Consider the following 19,222-nt stretch of genomic DNA (forward strand, 5'->3'; position numbering starts at 1 on the left):
ACCCGCAACGAAACGATGAGACGGCCTCCGGTCAAGGTGAACGCGTGGCGAAGGCCCTGGCCAGGGCCGGCGTCGCCTCCCGACGCGAGGTGGAGAAGCTGATCGAGGCCGGCCGCGTCGCCCTGAACGGCAAGCTCGTGACCACGCCCGCCACCAAGGTGGAGCCCGGCGATATCCTCACCGTCGACGGCGCGGTGGTGAACGAGGCCGAGCCCACGCGCCTCTTCCGCTACCACAAGCCCGTGGGCCTGGTGACCACGCACAAGGACCCGAAGGGGCGGCCGACGGTGTTCGAAGCCCTGCCGCCCGGCCTCCCGCGGCTGATCTCGGTGGGGCGCCTGGACCTCAACTCCGAGGGCCTGCTGCTGCTCACCAACGATGGGGAGTTGGCGCGGGCGCTGGAGCTTCCGGCCACCGGCGTCGTGCGCCGCTACCGCGTGCGCGCCCGCGGCCGCATCACCCAGGAACGGCTCGACCGGCTGAAGGACGGGATCACGGTGGAGGGCGTCCGCTACGGCTCCATCGACGCCCGGATCGACAAGGTCAAGGACGGCTCGCAAGGGGCCAATATCTGGATTTCCGTGACCCTGACCGAAGGCAAGAACCGCGAGATTCGACGGGTCTTCAAGGCGCTGGACCTGCACGTCAGCCGCCTGATCCGGCTCTCCTACGGCCCCTTCGCCCTGGGAACCCTGGAAAGCGGCCAGGTGGAGGAGGTCGGGCCGCGGGTGATCCGCGAGCAGCTCTCGGAGCTGATCGCCCCGGAGAACCTGCCCAAGGGCGACCGGCCGCAATGGGTGAACAAGGCGGCCCCCGGCGCCGGCCGCCGGGCGGGCTCCAAGGCGCCTTCGCCGGCCTCGGCCCGCGCCGCCACGGTCGAAACACCCGCCGAGCCGCCGCGCAAGAAGGCCTACAAGCCGGGCTGGGCCAAGCCCAAGCTTGCTCCCAAGCCGCATACGCCGAAACGGAAAGCCCCCGCCAAGCCGGGGCCGGCGGTGGTCGGCCCGACCCGCGCGGCGCGCCAGCCGACCGGCGGCCCGCGGCGGCGCGGCTAGCCGGCGCCTCGCTTCGGAGCAGGAATAGGGATGCGTATCGTCTCGGGGGAATTTCGCGGCAAGGTCCTGATCGCGCCGCCCGGCGAGCGCACGCGCCCGACGTCCGACCGGGCGCGCCAGGCGATCTTCAACATCCTGGAGCACGCCGCGTGGTCGCCAGGCGTACGGGACCGGCGGGTCATCGACCTGTTCGCAGGCTCCGGCGCGCTGGGGTTCGAGGCCCTGTCGCGCGGCGCCTCGTTCTGCCTGTTTGTGGAGACGGACGAAGCCGCGCGCGGCGCGATCCGCGAGAACGTCGACGCCATGGGCCTGTTCGGGCGCACCCGCGTCCATCGGCGCGACGCCACCCAGCTGGGCGTGCGGCCGGGCGCCGACGGCCCGGCCTTCGAGCTCGCCTTCCTCGACCCCCCTTATGGCAAGGGCCTGGGCGAAACCGCGCTCGCCCGCTTGAGCGAGGGCGGCTGGCTCGCCCCCGGCGCGGTCGCCGTGTTCGAGCGGGGTTCGGACGAGCCCGACTTCGAGGTGGAAGGCTTCGAGAAGCTGGACGCGCGCGACTACGGCGCCGCGCGCGTCCACTTCCTCAAGTACTCACCAGGCGCGGATTGACACTCGGTTGTCGAGCTGACTGCGCAGATTGACCAGGCCTTCCCGGGTGATCCGGTAGGGCTGGCCCTCGCGGCTGGCGATCAGCCGCTTGCGCTTCAGGCTCCTGAAGACGGCGAGGTCGCAGTCCGTCAGCACCCAGCCGTCGCGGGTCACGCACTCGGCGGCGATGATGTCGCCCTTCTCGTTCCTCTCGATGAAGATGCGCCCGCCCTGGGCGAGCGCGTGCAGCGTACGCTGCTGCGGTTTGGAGATGTTCAAGTGAAGCAGTCCGACGTTCGAGCATGACACATCGCGCCCACGCGGGGCGCGGACGATCTCGGACCTCACTGCCGTTTCAGACGAGGACGCCGGCTCGGCGGTTAGGCCCGGCCCTCGAACGCAAGCTCAGACATGATCCCTCTTGAGCCGTCGAACGCCCCATGATGCGCAAGGCGGGGCGAAAGGTCCAGCTTCGCTGCGCGCTTGGGCGCGCTTCAGGCCCGGATCACCACGCTGGCGGCCGATCTTTCAAGGGGGCCATGATGGACCGCTTCGATGTTGTTGCCGTCCGGATCGAAAACGAAGGCGGCGTAGTAGCCGGGATGATACTCCCGCTCTCCCGGGCCGCCGTTGTCGCGCCCGCCCGCCGCCATGGCCGCTTCGTAGAAGCGGTGGACGGTCTCCCGGTCCGGAACCTGGAAGGCGAGATGCACGCGGGTCGGGCTTTCCCCGACATCGATCCAGAGTTCGTCGGCGGCGAGGTGGTCCACGCTTTCCTCCACGGGGACGTCCAAGACCGCCATCACCGCCCGATAGAAGCGTTTCGAAGCTTCGAGGTCGCGAACCCGAAAGTGCAGATGATCGATCAACCGGCCGCGATGGAGTTCCATGGCGCGAATCTCCCTTGTCGCCGCGGCGAACTCGTCAGGGCCGGGAGCCGTTCCCCCGGGCCTGAGGAACATTGCGCCGGCCGGCGGACTGGGCCACGGTCCCGCTCGAACGAGGAGTCCGATGGCCGACTACAAGACCCGGCTACAGCGGGACCTGGACGGCTGGATCGCCGCCGGGCTCGTCCCGGCCGAGAACCGTAAGCCGATCCTGGACACCGTGCCGGATGCGCCGCGGGTGGAGGCCTCGACCGCCCTGGCGGTGGTCGGCGCCTTGCTGCTGGGGATCGCCGCCATCGCCTTTGTGGCGGCGAACTGGAGCGAAATCCCCCGCATCGGCCGGTTCGCCCTGATCCTCGGCCTGTTCCTGGGCGTCGCCGGGGGCGCGGCCTGGGCGGGCCGCAGCGGCGCACGGCCGGTCCTGACCAATACGCTGCTGACGGTGGCGGCCCTGATCTACGCCGCCGCCATCGGCCTGACCGGCCAGATCTTCGACATCGCCGGCGACCCGCAGCGGGCGTTGCGCGGCGCCGGCCTGGCGGCCGGGCTGCTGGCCCTCGCCGGGCGCTCCAGCGGCGCGGGGATCGCCGCGCTGGCGCTCGTGGGGCTCGGCGATTTCGCCGGCGACGACCGCAGCCGCTGGCTGGTCTTCGCGGCGCCTGCGGGGCTTGCCTTGGCTTGGTTCTGGCGGTCCCGGCCGCTGGCCCACGCGGCGAGCCTGGCGCTGATCGTCGGCGCCCTGGCTGCGATCTCCGAATGGGGGCTCGACCGCGACGGGCGCGATTTCCTGATCGGCGCCGGCGTCCTCGCCGCCCTGGCAGGCCTGGCGCGCCACGCCGCCGCCCGGCCGGAGGCGAAGATCGCCTTCCTCTGGTTCGTCTGGGGCGCCTTGCTGCATTTCGGCCTGGGCGGCCTCGGCGATCATGGACAGGCCTTCACCGCGGCGCACCGGGCGGCTTGGCTCGCGCTCTCGGCCGGAACCGTCGCGCTGGGGGTTCATGAGCGGCAAGGCGTGGTCACCACCGCCGGCGTGGTCTCCATGGCTGCGGCGGTCTGCGCCATCTTGTTCGATCTCGGCTTCGGCCTGATGGCCGCGGCCGGCCTGTTCGCCGCCTGCGCGGTCGCGGCCCTGGCGGTGGCGCTTGTCGTTCGTGGCCGGAGGGCGCGGCGATGAGGCTCCCGATCCGCATCCTCGCCGCCGCCGCCCTGCTGGCGGGCCTGCTGATCGCCCTGATCCTGGCGGAGGATCGCGCCCGCGCCCAGGGCGAAGAGGCGGTGCTGGCCATGGAGGCGGTGGATCCGCGCAACCTGCTCACCGGGCACTATGTGGCGATCGACTTGGTCCATCGCCTCCCCGCGGGTGAGCCGTGCCCGGCGGGCTTGCCGCAGCCGCCAGGGAGAGGGTGGCTTGCGCTCAGCAAGGCCGCCGATGGCCGCCATATCCTCTCCGGAGGCGGGGCGATGCGGGCGGAGGCGCAGGCGGCGGGAGACATTGCGGTGCGCGGCTCCGCCCACTGCTTTCGGCTTGGCGACGGCGCAGAGGCCCAGACCGCCGTCCGGCTGGAGATCGGCGTCGACCGCTTCCACGCCGACCAGGCGGAGGCCGAGCGGATCGAGGCCCTGCTGCGCCGCCGCCTCGGGGCGGAGCCGGTCGAGGCCGCTGCGGTGGTTTCGGTGGGCCGCGACGGCCGGGCGCGGCTGAAGGGGATCGTCCTCGACGGCCGGCGGCTCGACCTGAACTGGTGGTAGGCTGCCTTAGCGCCGGCCGAACAGCCGCTCGATGTCGCCGAGCTTCAGCTCCACATAGGTTGGCCGGCCGTGGTTGCACTGGCCCGAATGGGGCGTGGCCTCCATCTGGCGGAGCAGGGCGTTCATCTCCGGGGCGGTGAGCCGGCGTCCGGCGCGGACCGAGCCGTGGCAGGCCATGGTGGAGCAGACCTCCTCCAGCCGCTCCTTCAAGGCCAGGGCCTGACCGTTCTCGGCCAAGTCGTCGGCGATGTCCCGGACCAGGCTCGCCGCGTCGGTTTCGCCGAGGAGGGCGGGGGTCTCGCGCACCAGTACGGCGCCGGGGCCGAAGGGCTCGACCAAGAGGCCCAGGGCGGCCAGCTCCTCCGACCGGGCGATCACGCGTTCGGCCTCGGCCGGGTCCAGCTCCACCACCTCCGGCAGCAGCAGGGTCTGGCGCGCGACGCCGCCCTGGGCCATCTCGGCCTTCATCCGCTCATAGACCAGCCGCTCGTGAGCGGCGTGCTGGTCGACGATCACCACGCCGTCGCGGGTCTGGGCGACGATATAGGTCTCATGCACCTGGGCGCGGGCGGCTCCCAGCGGGAAGTCGACAGGGTCGAACACCACCGAGGGCGCCGGCGCCTCCTGAAGGCCCGGCGCAGGCTCGGCCCGGGCCGAGACTTCCGTGAGGCCGGGCAGGCTCTGGGCGGCCGCCTGGACCGCCGGAGCCCAGCCGCCCATGCGCCAGGCGGAGAAGCCTTCGGCGGGCGGCTGGACGTGCGGCGACCAGCCCGGGCGCAGGTTGTTCAGCGTCTCGGCCGCCACCGTGGTGGCCGCCCGGTGGCCGGCGCCCGCCAAGGCGTGCTTCAGTCCGCCGACGATCAACCCGCGCACCAAGGCCGGATCGCGGAACCGCACCTCGGCCTTGGCCGGATGCACGTTGACGTCCACCTGGGTGGGATCGAGCTCGAGATAGAGCGCCACCAGCGGGTGGCGGTCGCGGGCCAGAAAGTCGGCATAGGCGCCGCGGATCGCCCCCTGCAGCAGCCGGTCGCGCACCGGCCGGCCGTTGACGAACAGGTACTGATGGGCCGCATTGCCGCGGTTGTAGGTGGGCAGGCCCGCAAAGCCCGACAGCCGCACCCCCTCGCGGGCGTGGTCGATGGCTACGGCGTTCTCGGAGAACTCGCGCCCCATGATCGCCGAAAGCCGCGCGAGGCGTCCCTCGGGCCCGGCCCGCTCGGCCGGCAGGCGCAAGACGCGCCGGCCGTCGAGGTCGAGGGCGAAGCTCACCGCCTCGTGCGCCATCGCCTGGCGCTTGATCTCCTCGGCGATGGCCAGGGCCTCGGCGCGCTCCGACTTCATGAACTTCAGGCGCGCGGGTGTAGCGTAGAAGAGGTCGCGCACCTCCACCCGCGCCCCGTGCGGGCCGGGGAAGGCCGAGGGGGCGACCGCCGCCACCGCGCCGCCCTCGACCTGGATGGCGTAGGCGTCGGCCGAGCCTCGCGCCCGCGAGGCGATGGAAAGCCGCGCCACCGAGCCGATGGAAGGCAGGGCCTCGCCCCGGAAGCCCAGGGTGGCGATGCGCAAGAGGTCGTAATCGCCCGCCTCGTCCGGTCCGAGCTTTGACGTGGCGTGGCGCTCGATGGCCAGGGGCAGTTCGTCGCGCGGGAGGCCCTGGCCGTCGTCAGCCACAAGGATGCGGGTCAGGCCCCCGCCGTCGGCCTGCACCTCGATGCTGGCGGCGCCGGCGTCCAGCGCGTTCTCGACCAGTTCCTTGACGGCGCTCGCAGGCCGTTCCACCACCTCGCCGGCGGCGATGCGGTTCACGGTCTCGGGCGGCAGTCGGCGTATGGGCATGGTCAAGCTTGATCCTGTCCCTCAATATAGGACGATTCCGGGGGGGCGTCCGGAAGGAGCGTCATGAGTTTCGCCAAGCTGGCCGCCGCCGTCCTCGCGGCCTTCGCCCTCCCCGCCGCCGCCCAGGCGCCCGCCCGCCCCGATCTGACCGACCCCGACGCCGTGCTGGTCGAGGAGCTGGTGGTGGTGGCCCGCGACAAGGGGCCCGCCTGGTGGCGCGTCTCCGACGCCGACACCACCGTCTATGTGTTGGGCGCGCCCAGCGTGCTGCCCAAGAGCCAGCCCTGGGACCACGCCGTGCTGGAACGCCGGCTGGAGGGCGCGCACACGGTGGTCCTGCCCTTCAACAGCGTCAGCGTGAACGTGCTGAACGTGCCGGGCCTCCTGGTCCGCTGGGCGACCTTGAAGAGCGGTCCGCTGGAAGACCGGTTGCCGGCGCCGCTGAAGGCGCGGTTCGCGAAGGCGCGGGAGGCGGTCGGCCAGCCGGCCAAACGCTATGGTTATAAGAACGAGCTTCTCGTCGGCATCCTGCTGGTGGGCGACTATCGCGACCACGCTCGCCTCACCTCCGCCGATCCGGCCAAGACGGTGGAGCGCCTGGCCAAGGCCCGGAAGATCAAGGTGGAGACCCGATCAATGCCACTGGGCGCGGTGGTCGGCGACGCCGTGCGGCTGCCGCCGGCGGTCCAGCGGGCCTGCCTCGAGGATGCTCTGGCCGAGGTGGAGGCCGGGCCGGGCGCCGCGCAGCGGGCCGGCGCGCTCTGGGCGGAGGGCGACGTCCGCGAGGCTCTGGGCCTGGAACGCTCCTACGAGAAGTGCGTCGCCAGCCTGCCCGGCGCGCTGAACCTCGACGCCCGCTTCAAGGCCGAACAGGCCGCGGCCATCGAGCGGGCCTTGGCCAAGCCGGGCCACGCGGTGGCGGTGGTGCAGCTGCGGCCGCTGCTCTCCCAAGGCGGCGTGCTCGACCGCCTGCGGGCCAAGGGCTACGAGATCGGTACGCCGGACGGCGAGTGAGGCTTAAGAGCGCCGCTAGCGGCGCTGGCTGCGCCTAAAGCCCCGGCAGCTTGATCCGCGACTGGCGCTGGCGGGAGATCAGCACGGGTGCGTCGCCGGTGAGCTCGCGCAGGCGCGCGGCCTCCGCGGCGGCGTCCACGGGGGCCGGAACATTGTCGGCCGCCGCGGCCGACAGAGCGGCGCTGTTCTCGGTCTGGCCGCCTTCGCGCCAGAACATCACGCGGTCGGCGAAGCTCTTCTCCTTGTGCGCCAGGTCGCCCACCTCGTCGTCCACCACATAGCGGATCAGGGGGTCGGCCTTGTCGGCGCCGGCCTTGGCGACCAGCAGGCGCTCGCCGCTGGAGCGGGCCTGGGCCTCGCGCTGGCCCAGGAGAGCGTTGCGGGCGGCGCTTTCGGGCTGCAGTTCCTGCGGGCGCGGTTCGCCGGGCGCCGGCGGGCGCAGGGCGTAGTCGGGCGGCACCACCAGGGGCGCCTTCGAGACCACGCGGAACTCGTCGGGCGTGACCTTGGTCATGCCGAGCGCGGCGCGGGTGGAGCCGCAGCCGGAAACCCCGACAGCCGCCAGAAGGGCGGTCGCAACCATCACGCGGTTCAGACTCATCAACTTAAGGCTCCTAACGCCCCCGGGCCGGAGGGCTAGTGGATAGCGTAAACCCGATCCTCCGCCAACGCGGATTAGGTCGCAGGCTCCTTACGCAAGGAATCGAGCAGCAAGAGGGCGACGCCGATGGTGATGGCGCTGTCGGCCACGTTGAACACCCAGGGGAAGAAGCCCAGCCGCTGCACGTCGATGAAGTCGGCCACCGCGCCGAAGCGGATGCGGTCGATGGCGTTGCCAACCGCCCCGCCGATCACCAGGCCAAGCCCCAGCGCCAGCAGCGGGCGGACCGCCTTGCGCGCCCAGGCCGCCAGGATCGCCGCCACCACCAGGGAGAAGGCGGTCAGCAGCCAGCGCGCCAGGTCCTGGTCGGCGCGGAACAGCCCGAAGCTGACGCCCCGGTTCCAGACCATGGTCAGCGCCAGGGGGCCGAAGAGGTGCTCGCTCACCCGTCCGGGCAGGTCGTAGACGAACAGGATCCAGTGCTTGGAGAGCTGGTCCAGCGCCAGTACGACGAGCGCCAGCCCATAGGCGGCGAGCCCCTGCCTCGAAACCGGCTTCATCGACGAGTCGCTCACGCCCGCGCCGCGTCCCAGGCCGCCACCGCCTCGGCGTCGCGCAGCGACAGGTCGGGATAGCGAGGATCGGAGCCCACCTCCGGCAGAATCCGCCAGGAGCGGGCGCACTTACGGCCCTCGGCCCGCAGCGGCTCCACCGCCACGCCGGCGACTTCCGCCAGGCGGAAGGCTCCGGCCGGCCCCTCGCTCGCGACGAGGGTCGCCTGGCTGGTGCGGAACACCTCGGCGGCGTCCAGGCCTTCGAAGGCGGCCATCAGGTCGGGATCGGCCACATGGACCCGCGGCGCCGCTTCGAGCGCCGCCCCGATCCGCTTCTCGCGACGCTCCACCTCCAGGGCGCCGGTGACCACGGAGGTCACCGCCTGCACCTTCGCCCAGCGCTCGGCCTCGACAGGGTTGGCCCAGGCGTCCGGCGTCTGCGGAAAGACCCGCAAGGTGTTGGAGCCCGAGGCGGGGAACCGGGTGGTCCAGGCTTCCTCGGCGGTGAAGCAGAGCAGGGGCGAGAGCCAGATGGTCAACCGCTCGAAGACGAGGTCCATCACCGTGCGGCAGGCGCGGCGGCGCAGGCTGTCGGGCCGGTCGCAATAGAGGGCGTCGCGGCGGATGTCGAAGAACAGGCTGGAGAGATCGTCCTGGCAGAAGGCGATCAGGGGGCGGATCACATCCTGGAAGGCATAGCCTTCGTAGGCGGCGCGCACCTGGCCGTCGAGCTCGTGCAGGCGGTGCAGGATGTAGCGCTCCAGCGGCGGCATGTCCTCCAGCCCCACGCGCTCGGCCGCCTCGAAGCCGGCCAGCGCGCCCAGCAGGTAGCGCAGGGTGTTGCGCAGCTTGCGATAGGCGTCGGTGGTGGTGGCCAGGATGGTCTTACCGATCCGCTGGTCCTCGGTGTAGTCGGCCATGGCGGCCCAAAGGCGCAGGATTTCCGCGCCGCTGTCCTTGATCACCTTCTCCGGGTCCAGGGTGTTGCCCTTGGACTTGGACATCTTCTCGCCGTTCTCGTCGACGGTGAAGCCGTGGGTGAGGATGGCGTTATAGGGCGCGCGACCGCGGGTGCCGGAGCTTTCCAGCAGCGAGGACTGGAACCAGCCGCGGTGCTGGTCGGAGCCCTCCAGATAGAGGTCGGCCGGCCAGCGGGTATGTTCGCGACCCTCCAGCACGAAGGCGTGGGTGGCGCCGGAATCGAACCAGACGTCGAGGATATCCTCGACCTTCTCGAACCGCTCCGGCTCGTGCTGGCCGAGGAAGTCGGAGGCCGGTCGCGTGAACCAGGCGTCGGCGCCTTCGGCCGCGATCAGTTCGACGATGCGCTTGTTGACCTCTTCGTCGTGCAGCGGCTGGCCGGTTTCCTTGTCGATGAACATGGCGAGCGGCGAGCCCCAGGCGCGCTGGCGGCTGATCAGCCAGTCCGGCCGGCTCTCCACCATGGTGCGAATGCGGTTCTTGCCGGCCGGCGGATAGAAGGCGGTGGCCTCGATGGCCTCCAGCGCGGTCTCGCGCAGGGTGCGGCCGCCCAGCCCCGCGCCGTCGAGCGGCTCGTCCATGCGGATGAACCATTGCGGCGTGTTGCGGAAGATCACCGGCGCCTTGGAGCGCCAGGAATGCGGATAGGAATGCTCCAGCCGGCCGCGGGCGAGCAGGCGCCCCGCCTCGATCAGCTTCTGCATCACCGCGTCGTTGGCCGGGCCGAACTTGCCGGCCTTCTTGCCCTCGGTCTCCAGCACCTTCAGGCCGCCGAACAGCGCCACGTGCGGATAGTAGGCGCCGTCGGGATCCACGGTTTCCGGGATCTCGCGATGGCCGTGAGCCAGCCAGACGGCGTAGTCGTCTGCGCCGTGGCCCGGGGCGGTGTGGACGAAGCCCGTGCCCGCCTCGTCGGTCACGTGGTCGCCCTCCAGCAGCGGGACCTGAAAGGCGTAGTGGGTGTCCAGCGCCGCCAGCGGGTGCTCGCAGACCATGCCGCGGCAGTCGACGCGCTCGATCCGCCGCCAGCGGGCGATCTTGGCGGCCTTGAACACCTCTTCGGCCAGCTTCTCGGCCAGGATCAGCCGGTCGCCGGGCTTGGCCCACGGCTCGAAGGCCAGCCCCTCCTCCATCGCCTCCACCTCGAAGACGGCGTAGGCGATCGCGTCGCTATAGGCGATGGCGCGGTTGGCCGGGATGGTCCACGGCGTGGTGGTCCAGATCACCACGCTGGCGCCGTCTGCGGCGTCGGACCCCTCGACCACCGGGAACTTGACCCAGATCGTGGGCGAGACGTGGTCGTGGTACTCGACCTCGGCGTCGGCGAGCGCCGTGCGCTCCACAGGGCTCCACATTACCGGCTTGGAGCCGCGATAGAGCTGGCCGCTGGCCACGAACTTGTGGAACTCCGCGACGATGGCCGCCTCGCTGCCATAGTCCATGGTGGCGTAGCGGTTCTCCCAGTCGCCCAGCACGCCCAGGCGCTTGAAGCCCTCGCGCTGCACGTCGATCCAGTGGGCGGCGTAGGCGCGGCAGCGTTCGCGGAACTCGGCCTTGGAAACGTCGGACTTCTTCCGCCCCTGGGCGCGCAGCTCCTCCTCGATCTTCCACTCGATCGGCAGGCCATGGCAGTCCCAGCCGGGCACATAGTCGACGTCGTAGCCGAGGGCGAAGCGCGAGCGGACCACGAAATCCTTCAGGGTCTTCTGCAGCACGTGACCCACGTGGATCGCGCCGTTGGCGTAGGGGGGGCCGTCGTGCAGGACGAAGAGCGGGGCGCCGGCCTTGCGCCGCTCGGCGCGCACGGCGTTGTAGAGGTTTGCGTTCGCCCACCCTTCCAGGATCTGCGGTTCCTTCTGCGGCAGGCCCGCGCGCATGGGGAAAGGCGTATCGGGAAGAAAGACGGTCTCGCGATAATCGCGTGCGGGCGTTTCGGCGTCGTCGGCCATGATCAAGCTTCCAGCGGTGTTCGGAGGTTGGGGCGGTCGTCCCGGCGCGCGCTGGATCCGTCGTCCGGCGGCGTCACGCCGGGCGGATAATTCGCGGGGCCTTCCGAACCGAAGTCATCGGGCGGGCTGTAGCAGAGGGCTGCAGGAAACCCAAGCGTCAGCCGATGTCGGGCAGCAGCAGGGCGCGCGCCTGGTCGGCGTCTTTCATGACCTGGGCGGTCATGGCTTCGAGGCCATCAAACTTTTCTTCCGGCCGCAGGAAGGCCACGAGGTCGGTCTCGATCACCTGGTCGTAGATGTCCTCTTCGAAGTCGAACAGCCAGACCTCCAGGCGCGGCGCGATGTCGCCGGAAACGGTCGGGTTGACGCCAATATTGGCCACGCCGGCGATCTCGCGCCCGTCGGGCAGGCGGGTGCGCGTGGCGTAGACGCCGAAGCGCGGGATCACATAGTCGGTCAGGGCGACGTTGGCGGTGGGGAAGCCGAGCTTGCGGCCCAGCTGGCGGCCGCGTTCCACCACGCCCTCGATGGCGAACGGGCGGCCCAGGATGGCGGCGGCCTCGTCGGGACGGCCCTCGCGCAGGGCTTCGCGCACGGCGGTGGAGGAGAACTTGCCGCCCTCGTCGCCCACCGCCTGCGCCACCGAGACGCTGAAGCCCAGTTCCTGGCCGTAGGCCCGCATGGTCTGCGGGCTGCCGGTGCGCCCCTTGCCGAACGAGATGTCGAAGCCGACGGCCACATGCCGCACGCCCAGGCCCTCGTGCAGGACCTGTATGGCGAAATCGCGGTCGGAGAGGTTGGCCATCTCCTGGTCGAAGGGAAGGACGTAGAAGATGTCGACGCCGAGCGCGGCCAAGGCGCGGGCCTGCTGGTCGGGCTGCATGATCCGGAAGGCGGGCGCGCCTGGCTGGAAGATCTGGCGCGGATGGGGCTCGAAGCTGATCACCCCCAGCGGCGCCTTCAGCTCCCCCGCGGCCCGGGCGGCGCCGGCGATCACCTGCTGGTGGCCCTTGTGCACGCCGTCGAAATTGCCCAACGCCACCGAGGCGCCGCGCTCGGCCGGCTCCAGACCCTTCCAGCCGTGGACGATCCGCATCGGCTTCACGCGTCCTTCCGCGGGACCATGACCAGGGCCTCGCCTTCCACCACGGTCTTGCCGCCGACCTGGCAGACGGTGGCGAGCGTCGCGTGGCCGCGCCGATCGTCCAAGGCCTGGACGGTGACGCGGGCGGTCACCGCATCACCGATCTTCACCGGCCTACGGAATTTCAGGGACTGGGACAGGTAGATCGCGCCGGGTCCCGGCAGGCGCGTGCCGAGCACCGCCGAGATATAGGCCGCCGAGAGCATGCCGTGGGCGATCCGGCCCTGGAACGTGGTGGTGCGGGCGTAGTCCTCGTCCAGATGCACCGGGTTGACGTCGCCCGACACGGCGGCGAAGGCCTCGATGTCGGCGGCGCCGACGATGCGCACCAGTTCGGCCGACTGGCCCACTTCAAGATCTTCGAAGAACAGTCCCTGCACGCCCCGCTCCCTTACGCCTGCTCTAAGTAGCGGCTTTTCCTCACCACGCCAGATCGGCCATGGTCCAGGCCGCCTGCGCGCCTTCCCGCGCCAGCAGCGCCTCGACGGCCTCCGGACGCAGGCCTTCGGGTCCGATCGTTTCCGCGCCATGGATGCCGCTGGCCACGAACAGCAGGTCGAGCCGCTGGTTGTTCGCCCCGCGGGCGTCGGTCGGCACGCCGTCGCCGATGCAGAGCACTCGGGATCGATCCAGCGGCCGGCCCAGGATCAGCTGCGCCTCGGCCAAGCAGAGGTCGTAGATCGGAGCGAACGGCTTGCCCGCCATGATCACCTCGCCGCCCAGGCGCTCGTAGAGTTCGGCGAGGGCGCCGCCGCAATAGATCAGCCGGTCGCCCCGCTGTACCACCAGGTCGGGATTGGCGCAGATCATCGGCAGTCTGCGGGCCACGGCCTTTTCGAAGCGTTGGCGATAGTCCTCGGGGCCTTCGATCTCGTCGTCGTAGGGGCCAGTGACGGAGATGAAGGCGGCCGCATCGGGGCCGGCGAAGGTCAGGTCGAGCCCTTCGTAGAGCGGTGCGTCGCGATCCGGCCCGATCGCCCAGGCGGGCCCCGGCGCACGGGCGCCCAGCAGCACGCGGGTGGCGTCGCCGGAGGTTATGAAGGCCGACCAGGCCTGGCGCGGCACCCCCAGGGCGTCGAGCTGGCTGTGGACGGCGGCAGACGGCCGCGGGGCGTTGGAGATCAGGATCACCGGCCCCCGCTCGGCGCGCCAGCGCGCCAGCGCCTCGCAGGCGGCGGGAAAGCTCTCGCGGCCGTTGTGGATCACGCCCCAGACGTCGGAGAGCAGCACGTCGTAGCGGTCGGCGATGGCGGAAAGGCCCGGGATCGGCGCTGGAGCGGTCATGGCCCGGGGGCGGTAACGGGCGCGGGCGCCCGGGTCAATGGGATCAGCCGGCGCCGCCGGCCCTGCGGCGCATTCCCGGGCGGGTGAAGAGGTTCGCGGGCGGGTCGGTTTCAGCCAGCACCGCCTCCTTGATCGCCTTGGGCTCGCCGAACAGGTGGCCCTGGCCGTAGCCGATATCGAGCTCCAGGATGTCGACGATCTGGCGCTCGCTCTCCACCTTCTCGGCGATGACCTCCACGCCGTACCGACGGGTGAGCGCGGAGAAGTCCTCGGCGGCGAGGTCGGGCAGGGAGCGCAGCACCAGGCCCTCGTCGGTCTCGGTCAGCTCCTCCAGCAGGAAGGGCGCGGCCACCTTCAGGAATTTCACGTCCGAACGGGCGAGATCCTGGAAGTCGAGGTCGAGGTCCACGACCTTGTCGAGGCTGAAGCGGAAGCCGAGTTCGGCCAGCTTGCCCATGTTGCGCGCCTCCACCGCCCCGCGGGAGTCGAACGCGGCCTGGCCCAGTTCGAAGATCAGGGCGCCGGAAAGGTCCTGGTTGGCCGCGAGCAGCTCCAGGAACTGCGGGAAGAAGGTCTCGTCGGCGAGACTGGCCAAGGAGACGTTGCAGAAGATGCCGACCTTGCGGTCCTGCTTGGCCAGCCGACGCACGATCTGCACGCAGCGGAACAGCAGGAGGTTGTCGATGGCGGTGACCAGGCCCTCGGGCTCGGCGACCGCCAGGTATTCGGCCGGCATCATCACCCGGCCGGTCTCGTCGCGCAGGCGCGAATAGCTTTCGTAGAAGACCGTGCGCCGCTGCGGCAGGGAGACGACCGGCTGCAGGTAGAGGTCCACCCGGTTCTCGGCCAGGGCCTCGCGCACGGTGTGCAGCAGGGTCGAGGAGGAATGCCGCCGATGACCCTCGGCGCGCAGCTCGGAGGGGAGCGGGGCGGCGCGCATCCGCTCCTCCAGGCGCTCGCCCATGCGCTGGACCAGGTCCTCGAGCATCTGGACCTCGACCGACAGCTCCTCGGAGCGGCGCAGCGCGTCGTCGGTCACGGTGTCGACGGCTTCGGTGACCCGGGCGTCCACCCGCTCCATCTGGTCGATCATGATGCGGTGGGCCTGGCGAATCTTCTCCAGCTCCGAACGCAGGCCGCCCATCTTCAGCGATTGGGAGACGGCCGCGTGCAGCGCCAGGCAGAAGGCCGCCGCGCCGAAGAAGGCCGCTACGCCGGCCGCCCAGCCGCCGCCGTTCCGCCACAGGAGCAGGGCGACGATGAGCGCCAGACAGATGTAGGCGGCGATCAGCGCCGCCGTGGTGAACTGCCGCATGAGCCCGCCGGTCCGAATCACCTCGGAGTATCCGACGTCGAGCGCCACCAAGTCGAATGATTAACGGTCGCAGCGCCGCAGGTGGCGCCTATCGCGTCGGGACCGGGTGTTCGCCGCGGTAGTCGTAGAAGCCGCGGCCGGCCTTGCGGCCCAGCCAGCCCGCCTCGACGTACTTCACCAGCAGCGGGCAGGGCCGGTACTTGGAGTCGGCGAGGCCCTCGTAGAGCACGTTCATGATCGACAGCACGGTGTCCAGGCCGATGAAATCGCCCAGCTCCAGCGGTCCCATCGGGTGGTTGGCGCCCAGCTTCAGCGCCGTGTCGATGGCGTCGACGGTGCCTACGCCCTCGTAGAGGGTGTAGATCGCCTCGTTGATCATCGGCACCAGGATCCGGTTGACGATGAAGGCAGGGAAATCCTCGGCGTTGGCGGTGGTCTTGCCGAGCGACTGGGCGAAGGAGACCGCGGCTTCGTAGGTCTCCGCATCGGTGGCGATGCCGCGGATGATCTCGACGAGGTTCATCAGCGGCACGGGATTCATGAAGTGCAGGCCGATGAACCGCTCCGGCCGGTCTGAGGCCGAGGCCAGCCGGGTGATCGAGATCGAGGAGGTGTTGGAGGCCAGGAGGGTCTTGGGCCCCAGGTGCGGCGTCAGCGCCTTGAAGATGGTCTTCTTGACCTCCTCGTCCTCGGTCGCGGCCTCGATGGCGAGGTCCACGGCGCCCACCGCCTGAAGCTCCTGCGCCGGTTTGATCCGCTCGAGCGCCTGGTCCATCGCCGCTTGGTCGATCAGGCCGCGAACCACCTGGCGCGACAGGTTCTTCTCGATCTGCGACAGGCCGGAGGAGATGCGCTCGGCGCTCACGTCATGCAGCAGCACGTCGTAGCCGCCCAGGGCGCAGACATGGGCGATGCCCGAACCCATTTGGCCTGCGCCGACGACGCCGACCGACTTGATCTGGACCATACGGATAAAGCCTCGGTTCTGCGGGCGCGTTTCCCCTTCGCGGCCGCTTGTGACGGGTTTCTAACACGCCGGAAGCAGGCCTCGCCAAGGCTTTTGCTGCGACGCAGCGAAAGCGACGCCTTAAGCGTGCGAAGGGGTGGCCGCTCAACCCGCACCGCGGGCGACCTCCTCCAGGAGCCAATCCCGCAGGGCGTGTATGCGCGCGGCCTTTCGGCTGTCGGCGCGCCAGACGACGTGGAAGCCGAGTTCGGAGGCCACCGCTTGCGGCAGCGGCGTCACCAGGCGTCCGCTCTTCAGGTCCTGCTCCACCAGGCCGCTGCGGGCGAGCGCCACGCCGAGGCCCTGGGCGGCGGCCTCCAGCAGCATGACGGAGTCGGTGAAGACCAGGCCTTGAGCCTCGGGAGGCGGCAGGCCGACGGCCGAGAACCACAGGCGCCAGGGCCGATGCGTGTGGTGCAGCAGCGGAACCTTCAGGAGGTCGGCGGCCTGGGCGATGGGGTGGCGGGCGGCGAAGTCGGGGGAACAGAGGGGGGTGAGGGTGTCGAGGAACAGGCGCGTGCTCTCCACGCCGTCCCAGACGCCCGCGCCATAGCGCACGCCCATGTCGACGCCGTCGGTGACGAAGTTCGCGCGCTGTTCGTCCACGAGCAGCTCGAGGTTGGCGCCGGCCGGATGCGCCAGGAGCCGTGGCAGGCGCGGAGGCAGCCAGCGGCTTGCGAACTGCGGATCGAGGCTGACCCGCAGCGGCTCCTTCTCCGCAGCCCCTCGGAAGGCGGCCGTCGCCTCGGTCAGGATGTCGAGCGCTTCGCGGACCTTGCCCGCCAGCCGGGCGGCGTCCGGCGTGGGGATCATGGCGTTGCCCTGGCGGGTGAAGAGCCGCGCGCCAAGCTCCGCCTCGAGCCGGCGGATCTGCTGGCTCACCGCCCCGTGGGTCACCGCCAGCTCGTCGGCGGCCCGGCTGTAGCTGCGTCGGCGCGCGGCCGCTTCCAGGGCGCGTAGAGCGAAGAAGGGCGGCAGACGGGCCATGACGGGTTGTTAGATGCGGTAACAACCTTGAGCAATAGACGTCGTTCGCGATCCCGGCCGGTCGGCGCCACATGGAGGGGGCGGCGCCGCTCTCCTCCAAACTCCAAGAACCTAAGGATCACGTCATGAAAGCCCAGCTTCTCGGGCTGAGCGCGGCCGCCCTGTTGCTCGCCGCGACGGCCCATGCCGCCCCGAGCGCCCAGCAACAGCAGTTCGTCGACCGGGTGAACGCCCAGGCCGCCGAACGCCTGCAGGAACGCGGAGTCGACCTTTCCGGCCACACCCTGCGGGTCAAGGTCGGCGTCGGGGCCGACCGCGTCTCCAGCGTGCGCCTGGTCTCCACCTCCGGTTCGCCGGAACTGGACGCCCAGGCGGTGGCGGCCCTGCGCCACCTGCGCATCGCCAGCCCATCGACGGAATGGGTGGGGCGCGAGGTCACCCTCACCCTTGGCGACTGGGCGCCCCACACGCCCGTCGCCGTGCGCTGACCCAAAGGTCAGGTCAGGCGCGAAAAAGGGCGGCTCCGCGAGGAGCCGCCCTTGATCGTTTGCGCAGGCGATAGAGGCTTACTTGCCCGCCTGGGTCAGGGCGTCCATCAGCTCCGGCACGGCGGTCTTGTAGTCCGCCACCAGGCCGTAGTCGGCGACCTGGAAGATCGGGGCGTCGGCGTCTTTGTTGATCGCCACGATGACCTTGGAGTCCTTCATCCCGGCCAGGTGCTGGATCGCGCCGGAGATGCCGACGGCGATGTAGAGCTCCGGCGCCACCACCTTGCCGGTCTGGCCGACCTGATAGTCGTTGGGGGCGTAGCCGGCGTCGACCGCCGCGCGCGAGGCGCCCACGGCGGCGCCCAGCTTGTCGGCGAGGGGCTCGATCACCTTCTGGAACTCGTCGGCCGAGCCCATGGCGCGGCCGCCGGAGACGACGATCTTGGCGCCGGTCAGGTCGGGGCGCGCCGACTTCACCAGCTGCTGGTCGACGAACTTCGACTTGGCCGAACCGGCGCCGGAGACGGTCTCGACCGCAGCAGAGCCGCCTTCGGCGGCGGCCTTGAAGGCGGTCGGGCGGACCGTGATCACCTTCTTGGCGTCGGAGGACTGCACGGTCTCCAGGGCGTTGCCGGCATAGATCGGGCGCACGAAGGTCGAGGCGTCGACCACCTCGATCACGTCGGAGATCTGGGCGACATCCAGCTTGGCGGCGATGCGGGGCGAGATGTTCTTACCCTGCGACACGGCCGGGGTGAGGATGGCGTCGTAGTTCGCCGCCAGCGGCACGACCACCGCATCGAAGGCTTCGGCCAGGCCTTGGCCCAGTTCCGGGCTCTCGGCCAGCAGCACCTTGCGCACACCGGCGATCTTGGCCGCGGCGTCGGCGGCGGCCTTGGCGTTCTCGCCGGCCACCAGGATGTCGATATCGCCGCCGATGGCCTGGGCCGCGGTGACGGTCTTGTGGGTGTTGTCCTTCAGCGACGCGTTGTCGTGATCGGCGATGACGAGAACGGCCATTAGAGCACCCCCGCTTCGTTCTTCAGCTTCATGACCAGGTCGGCGGCGGTCTCGACCTTGATGCCGCCGCCGCGCTTCGGCGGCTCGGTGACCTTCAGCACCTTCAGGCGCGGCGCCAGGTCGACGCCGTAGGCCGAGGCTTCCTTGACGTCGAGCGGCTTCTTCTTGGCCTTCATGATGTTGGGCAGGCTGGCGTAGCGCGGCTCGTTGAGGCGCAGGTCGGCCGTGATCACGGCGGGCAGGACCACCTCGATCGTCTGCAGGCCGCCGTCCACCTCGCGGGTGACTTTCGCCTTGTCGCCGGACAGTTCCACGCCCGAGGCGAAGGTCGCCTGCGGCCAGTCGAGCAGGGCGGCCAGCATCTGACCGGTAGCGTTGTTGTCGCCGTCGATGGCCTGCTTGCCCATGACGACCGCGTTCGGCCCCTCTTCGGCCACGACGGCCTTCAGGAGCTTAGCGACCGCCAGCGGCTCCGGATCGGCGTCGGTCTGAACCAGGATCGCCCGGTCCGCGCCCATGGCGAGCGCCGTGCGCAGGGTTTCCTGCGCCTGGGCCGGCCCGATGGAGACGGCCACGATCTCGGTCACCGTGCCCTTTTCCTTCTGCCGCACGGCTTCTTCCACCGCGATCTCGCAGAAGGGGTTCATGGACATCTTGACGTTCGCCAGGTCGACGCCCGTCTGATCGGACTTCACCCGGGCCTTGACGTTTGAATCGATCACCCGTTTGACCGGGACCAACACTTTCATCGTTAGCCAGCGCCT

Annotated in this window: 20 protein-coding genes; 6 read left to right on the forward strand and 14 right to left on the reverse strand. The window is 70.5% G+C overall.

Features of this window, described 5'->3' with window-relative positions:
- Positions 1 to 44: 44 nt before the first annotated feature.
- Together ACK41C_RS06785 and rsmD are read left to right on the forward strand one after the other, a co-directional pair.
- Positions 45 to 1,055, forward strand: a complete 1,011-nt coding sequence (locus tag ACK41C_RS06785; protein WP_409651888.1) for a pseudouridine synthase — start codon at positions 45 to 47, stop codon at positions 1,053 to 1,055.
- A gap of 30 nt (positions 1,056 to 1,085) precedes the next feature.
- Positions 1,086 to 1,661 carry a 16S rRNA (guanine(966)-N(2))-methyltransferase RsmD gene (gene rsmD, locus ACK41C_RS06790; RefSeq protein ID WP_409651891.1) on the forward strand — a complete coding sequence of 192 codons (576 nt, stop codon included), beginning with the start codon at positions 1,086 to 1,088 and terminating at the stop codon, positions 1,659 to 1,661.
- Here rsmD and ACK41C_RS06795 read toward each other — a convergent pair.
- Together ACK41C_RS06795 and ACK41C_RS06800 are read right to left on the reverse strand one after the other, a co-directional pair.
- Positions 1,644 to 1,919 carry a YjhX family toxin gene (locus ACK41C_RS06795; RefSeq protein ID WP_409651893.1) on the reverse strand — a complete coding sequence of 92 codons (276 nt, stop codon included), beginning with the start codon at positions 1,917 to 1,919 and terminating at the stop codon, positions 1,644 to 1,646. The two genes, rsmD and ACK41C_RS06795, sit on opposite strands and share 18 nt — an antisense overlap.
- A 215-nt stretch (positions 1,920 to 2,134) precedes the next feature.
- A complete protein-coding gene (locus ACK41C_RS06800; protein ID WP_409651896.1) occupies positions 2,135 to 2,530 on the reverse strand; it encodes a VOC family protein in 396 nt (131 codons plus the stop codon).
- Between the two features lie 121 nt (positions 2,531 to 2,651).
- Between ACK41C_RS06800 and ACK41C_RS06805 the strand changes: the two genes are divergently transcribed.
- Both ACK41C_RS06805 and ACK41C_RS06810 read left to right on the forward strand, forming a co-directional pair.
- The gene (locus ACK41C_RS06805; RefSeq protein ID WP_409651899.1) at positions 2,652 to 3,701 is read left to right on the forward strand and encodes a DUF2157 domain-containing protein; all 1,050 of its coding nucleotides are present in this window, start codon (positions 2,652 to 2,654) and stop codon (positions 3,699 to 3,701) included.
- Positions 3,698 to 4,276, forward strand: a complete 579-nt coding sequence (locus ACK41C_RS06810) for a GDYXXLXY domain-containing protein (protein ID WP_409651901.1) — start codon at positions 3,698 to 3,700, stop codon at positions 4,274 to 4,276. Before ACK41C_RS06805 ends, ACK41C_RS06810 begins: the two co-directional genes overlap by 4 nt.
- Before the next feature lie 6 nt (positions 4,277 to 4,282).
- On the opposite strand, the gene mutL is transcribed toward ACK41C_RS06810, so the two are convergent.
- The gene (gene mutL, locus ACK41C_RS06815) at positions 4,283 to 6,115 is read right to left on the reverse strand and encodes a DNA mismatch repair endonuclease MutL (RefSeq protein ID WP_409651903.1); all 1,833 of its coding nucleotides are present in this window, start codon (positions 6,113 to 6,115) and stop codon (positions 4,283 to 4,285) included.
- 63 nt (positions 6,116 to 6,178) lie between these two features.
- Between mutL and ACK41C_RS06820 the strand changes: the two genes are divergently transcribed.
- Positions 6,179 to 7,129 carry a TraB/GumN family protein gene (locus ACK41C_RS06820; protein WP_409651905.1) on the forward strand — a complete coding sequence of 317 codons (951 nt, stop codon included), beginning with the start codon at positions 6,179 to 6,181 and terminating at the stop codon, positions 7,127 to 7,129.
- A 34-nt stretch (positions 7,130 to 7,163) separates the two neighbouring features.
- On the opposite strand, the gene ACK41C_RS06825 is transcribed toward ACK41C_RS06820, so the two are convergent.
- The 9 genes from ACK41C_RS06825 to gcvA form a co-directional block, all read right to left on the reverse strand.
- Entirely contained in the window at positions 7,164 to 7,730 is a 567-nt protein-coding gene (locus ACK41C_RS06825; protein WP_409651908.1) for a DUF3035 domain-containing protein, read from the reverse strand.
- A gap of 74 nt (positions 7,731 to 7,804) precedes the next feature.
- The gene (gene lspA, locus ACK41C_RS06830; RefSeq protein ID WP_409651911.1) at positions 7,805 to 8,290 is read right to left on the reverse strand and encodes a signal peptidase II; all 486 of its coding nucleotides are present in this window, start codon (positions 8,288 to 8,290) and stop codon (positions 7,805 to 7,807) included.
- Positions 8,291 to 8,301: 11 nt separating this feature from the next.
- Entirely contained in the window at positions 8,302 to 11,214 is a 2,913-nt protein-coding gene (gene ileS, locus ACK41C_RS06835; protein ID WP_409651913.1) for an isoleucine--tRNA ligase, read from the reverse strand.
- A gap of 157 nt (positions 11,215 to 11,371) precedes the next feature.
- Complete coding sequence (locus ACK41C_RS06840; RefSeq protein ID WP_409653950.1) at positions 11,372 to 12,310, reverse strand: bifunctional riboflavin kinase/FAD synthetase; 939 nt, start codon at positions 12,308 to 12,310, stop codon at positions 11,372 to 11,374.
- Between the two features lie 5 nt (positions 12,311 to 12,315).
- Positions 12,316 to 12,738 (reverse strand): MaoC family dehydratase, encoded by a 423-nt coding sequence (locus tag ACK41C_RS06845; RefSeq protein WP_409651916.1) that lies wholly within the window; start codon positions 12,736 to 12,738, stop codon positions 12,316 to 12,318.
- 40 nt (positions 12,739 to 12,778) lie between these two features.
- Complete coding sequence (locus ACK41C_RS06850) at positions 12,779 to 13,642, reverse strand: TIGR01459 family HAD-type hydrolase (RefSeq protein ID WP_409651918.1); 864 nt, start codon at positions 13,640 to 13,642, stop codon at positions 12,779 to 12,781.
- Between the two features lie 43 nt (positions 13,643 to 13,685).
- Positions 13,686 to 14,957 (reverse strand): EAL domain-containing protein, encoded by a 1,272-nt coding sequence (locus ACK41C_RS06855; protein ID WP_409651921.1) that lies wholly within the window; start codon positions 14,955 to 14,957, stop codon positions 13,686 to 13,688.
- An 88-nt stretch (positions 14,958 to 15,045) separates the two neighbouring features.
- Positions 15,046 to 15,924 (reverse strand): 3-hydroxybutyryl-CoA dehydrogenase, encoded by an 879-nt coding sequence (locus tag ACK41C_RS06860; protein WP_409651923.1) that lies wholly within the window; start codon positions 15,922 to 15,924, stop codon positions 15,046 to 15,048.
- Positions 15,925 to 16,068: 144 nt separating this feature from the next.
- Entirely contained in the window at positions 16,069 to 16,950 is an 882-nt protein-coding gene (gene gcvA, locus ACK41C_RS06865; RefSeq protein ID WP_409651926.1) for a transcriptional regulator GcvA, read from the reverse strand.
- A gap of 125 nt (positions 16,951 to 17,075) precedes the next feature.
- On the opposite strand from gcvA, the gene ACK41C_RS06870 reads away from it, so the two are divergent.
- Positions 17,076 to 17,438: an energy transducer TonB gene (locus tag ACK41C_RS06870; protein ID WP_409651929.1), complete on the forward strand. Its 363-nt coding sequence runs from the start codon at positions 17,076 to 17,078 to the stop codon at positions 17,436 to 17,438.
- 78 nt (positions 17,439 to 17,516) lie between these two features.
- Here the strand turns inward: ACK41C_RS06870 and ACK41C_RS06875 are convergent, their stop codons facing one another.
- Entirely contained in the window at positions 17,517 to 18,458 is a 942-nt protein-coding gene (locus ACK41C_RS06875; RefSeq protein ID WP_409651931.1) for an electron transfer flavoprotein subunit alpha/FixB family protein, read from the reverse strand.
- Entirely contained in the window at positions 18,458 to 19,207 is a 750-nt protein-coding gene (locus ACK41C_RS06880; RefSeq protein WP_409651933.1) for an electron transfer flavoprotein subunit beta/FixA family protein, read from the reverse strand. Before ACK41C_RS06880 ends, ACK41C_RS06875 begins: the two co-directional genes overlap by 1 nt.
- Between the last annotated feature and the right edge of the window lie 15 nt (positions 19,208 to 19,222).

The sequence above is a fragment of the Phenylobacterium sp. genome (assembly GCF_046290725.1).
Lineage (GTDB): Bacteria > Pseudomonadota > Alphaproteobacteria > Caulobacterales > Caulobacteraceae > Phenylobacterium.